The 2,954-nt window shown below is 60.8% G+C and carries 4 protein-coding genes; 3 read left to right on the top strand and 1 reads right to left on the bottom strand.

The window, feature by feature from the left end:
- Together VEK15_05760 and VEK15_05755 are read left to right on the top strand one after the other, a co-directional pair.
- On the top strand, window positions 1–951 hold a 951-nt coding region (locus VEK15_05760), incomplete at its 5' end, for a TlpA disulfide reductase family protein (GenBank protein ID HXV60179.1).
- A gap of 256 nt (window positions 952–1,207) precedes the next feature.
- Window positions 1,208–1,669, top strand: a complete 462-nt coding sequence (locus tag VEK15_05755) for an Hsp20/alpha crystallin family protein (protein ID HXV60178.1) — start codon at window positions 1,208–1,210, stop codon at window positions 1,667–1,669.
- Between the two features lie 71 nt (window positions 1,670–1,740).
- On the opposite strand, the gene VEK15_05750 is transcribed toward VEK15_05755, so the two are convergent.
- A complete protein-coding gene (locus VEK15_05750; GenBank protein HXV60177.1) occupies window positions 1,741–2,394 on the bottom strand; it encodes a hypothetical protein in 654 nt (217 codons plus the stop codon).
- A gap of 153 nt (window positions 2,395–2,547) precedes the next feature.
- On the opposite strand from VEK15_05750, the gene VEK15_05745 reads away from it, so the two are divergent.
- A partial coding sequence (locus VEK15_05745) for a hypothetical protein (protein HXV60176.1) occupies window positions 2,548–2,954 on the top strand: 407 nt, incomplete at its 3' end.

Raw genomic sequence — 2,954 nt, 5'->3', positions numbered from 1 at the left:
TTCAAGCCGGATGGCACGGTGACTGGACACTGGTGTCGGGAACAGGCTACCGGGAGAGAGCCGATCTTGCCGATGAAGGCGGAGCCGGTGGCGGAGCCAGACCCGAGCCGGCGCTTCGCCCTCCTTGCTGAGGAGGGAGATGCCGACCCCAGCGCGGACGTTGCCGGTACGTGGCGCATGGAATTCGATCGGTACGGAATCGCCAAGGGCGTCTTCCAAGAGCAGGCCCCGGGCGTTTTGACCGGAACCATAGAGGTTCCGTCCGAATACGGAGACCTGCGTTTCCTCGCCGGGAACGTGAGGGGAGCGCGACTGCAGCTGTCGACGTTCGACGGGCAGCACGCATTCCTGCTCGAAGGCGAACTGCAGACCGATGGGGTGATGGAGGGCGCGTGGGTCAACCACTTGGTCCGGGCTCCTTTCGTCGCCCGGCGTGACGACGACTTCGAGGTTCCCGATCCGCTCGAGCGGGTTGCCTTCGTGCCCGACGAACAGCGACTGGAGCTCGAGCCGCTTCACGACTCGATATTCGACGGCAAGCCCGTGATTGTCGAGATTTTCGGCACGTGGTGTCCTAACTGCAACGATCACGCTCCCGTGCTCGTGGACCTCCATCGAAAATACCGCTCCGAGGGCCTGGAGATTCTGGGGCTCGCATATGAGTATGGAGAGGACCTGGAGTACAAGCAACGCCGCGTTCGCGAGTTCAAGAAGAAGCACGGGATCGAATGGGAGATCGTCATCACCGACGCGACGCTGGAAGACCTCGCCTCCGAAGGGCTCGCCGGGCTGAGCCCCATCGAAGGGGTTCCGGTCACGATCTTCTTGAACCGCGATCGCACCGTGCATGCCGTCTATAGCGGTTTCTCCGGCCCGGCGACGGGCGAGGCGCATTCGAAGGCGAAAGCCGAGCTGGAAAAGCTGACGGCCGAGATTCTCGAAGGGCTCTGATTTCGGGAAGACGACGCGGCGCCGTCTTTATCCCCCTGCGCCGCTTGCGCCGGATCGCGTGCATCGGGAACGCGATTTCCCTCAAAAACGGCGGTGCGCGTTTTGAAGCTGCGGTGGGCGTTTTGCACCATCAGTCCCTCCGCCCCCCAATTGACGCATCGCCGCAACTAACGTTGCTGGACGAGGATAGCCAAGCCGGGTTAGCGTGAGTCATGGCCTCGAAATTGCACTCTCGTCGGGTAGAAGATGAAAGGAGGTGATTAAAGTGCTAGGCGAGATGGTTCGATGGGATCCGAAGCGATTCGAGCCGTTCTTCAGAGATTTCGACGTGCTAGGCAAGAGATTTGGCAACTGGTTCGAACGGGAGTTCCCCGAGACCGAGATCTTCGGGGCGTGGCAGCCCATGGTCGATATCTACGACCACGCCAACGAGATCGTTCTGCAAGCGGAACTTCCTGGAATGAAGAAGGAAGAGGTCCACGTCGAGGTCGAGAACAACATGTTGACCCTGCGTGGTGAGAGGAAGCGAGAGGAGAAAGTGGAGAAAGGAGAGTTCTTTCGCAGAGAGCGCGTCTATGGCGCTTTCACCCGATCCTTCTCGTTGCCCGCCATCGTGAATGCCGAGAAGATTCAGGCCAATTACAAGGACGGTATTCTCACGGTGAGGTTGCCCAAGGTCGAGAAAGCGAAACCGAAGCAGATCGAAATCAAGGCGTAACGACTCGCTTCTCCAGAAAGGTTACCAGCCTCGAGCGACAAGTCCGGGGCTGGTTTTCTTTTTCGCTTGTATCATCCCAACCCGAGAACGGCGACACCCACCGCCACGAGCCAGAGGGCGTTGAGGTGAAAGACCGGGTCGTAGAGTTGCAGCTCGTCGGGCAGCCCCATCGTCAACGCCATGGCAGCGAGCCCGAGAAGCGCCGCTCCCACCGTGACCCAGATTGGCACCAGTCCCGACTGCCACAACCCCGCGGCCAGAACGACTTGTCCGAGCCCGAAGAATACGCGCCCGAAGCGGACGAGGCAGGTGACGTACTCGGTCGTCACCTGGAGCGAGCTCACGAAGCTCTTCGTCTCTCCCGCCGTCTTACCTTCGTTGTCCAGCGCACCCCAAGCGCCGAAGTGATAGTAAAAGGCTTGTGCCAGTGCTCCGACGAGGAGTCCGGTGGAACAGACGGCAACGGCGGGCCACACGAGGATTCGGGCGTCGGTATCGGAAAACAGGACTCCGAGCGCGACCAGCGCCATCACCGCGACGATGTGCCCGAAGAGATGAAAGCGGAAGAGCCAGATCCACCTGCGAAAGTGGAGGCGAACGCGAGCAAAATCCTCCGGCTCGAAGAACGTTCCGATGCGAGTGTGGGTCAGGGACCATCCGAGCCAGATCATGGCTGCGGCGATGACGAAGAGCCACCCGGTTACGCCAGTCGAGTATGGAGTCACGGACGCAGTATGCCAGAAAAGCCTGCCTCGGTGCTCGTCGAGGTCATCGGACCGTTTTCCGCAACCCTGTCCTGACAATGGCCACGCGAGCTCAGACCCCTTCTGCTTCGTCATGTCATAAACTAACGCTGTGAAAGTCGGTCCTTCCTGACAATGGTCCATGGGTTGAGCCTGCTCGCGTTTCTGTCGCTCCAGCCGGACGACTGCGCGTTCGTCGTACTCGGAGAGCGCGAGCCCCCCGGGGCCTTTCTCCGGCTGGTGAATCTTTATCGAGCGCACGGTGGGGGCGATGCGCTTCGAGCTCTCGAGAGTTTGGACGGTAACGAGGTTCCGGCATTCATCGAGCGGGTCAGAGAGGTTCGCCTGGTAATCCGGAGGGGATCCGGCGATACCGCGGTGCCCGAGGATCGGTGTCTGCTGGCGGCGAGTCTCCTCGTCATCGAGTCTGGGATGGAGCGGGCCGAGAGCTCCCACTGGAGCTTCGCCGATGTCCGCTTCGACGCGGGATTTCAACTGTCGTCTCTGGTCGAATCAGAGCCTCTGCGATCGGGCTTCGAGCG

The sequence above is a fragment of the Vicinamibacteria bacterium genome (genome assembly GCA_035620555.1).
Lineage (GTDB): Bacteria > Acidobacteriota > Vicinamibacteria > Marinacidobacterales > SMYC01 > DASPGQ01.
Note: the sequence above shows the minus strand (reverse complement) of the source record. Positions and strands in the feature narration are given on the sequence as shown.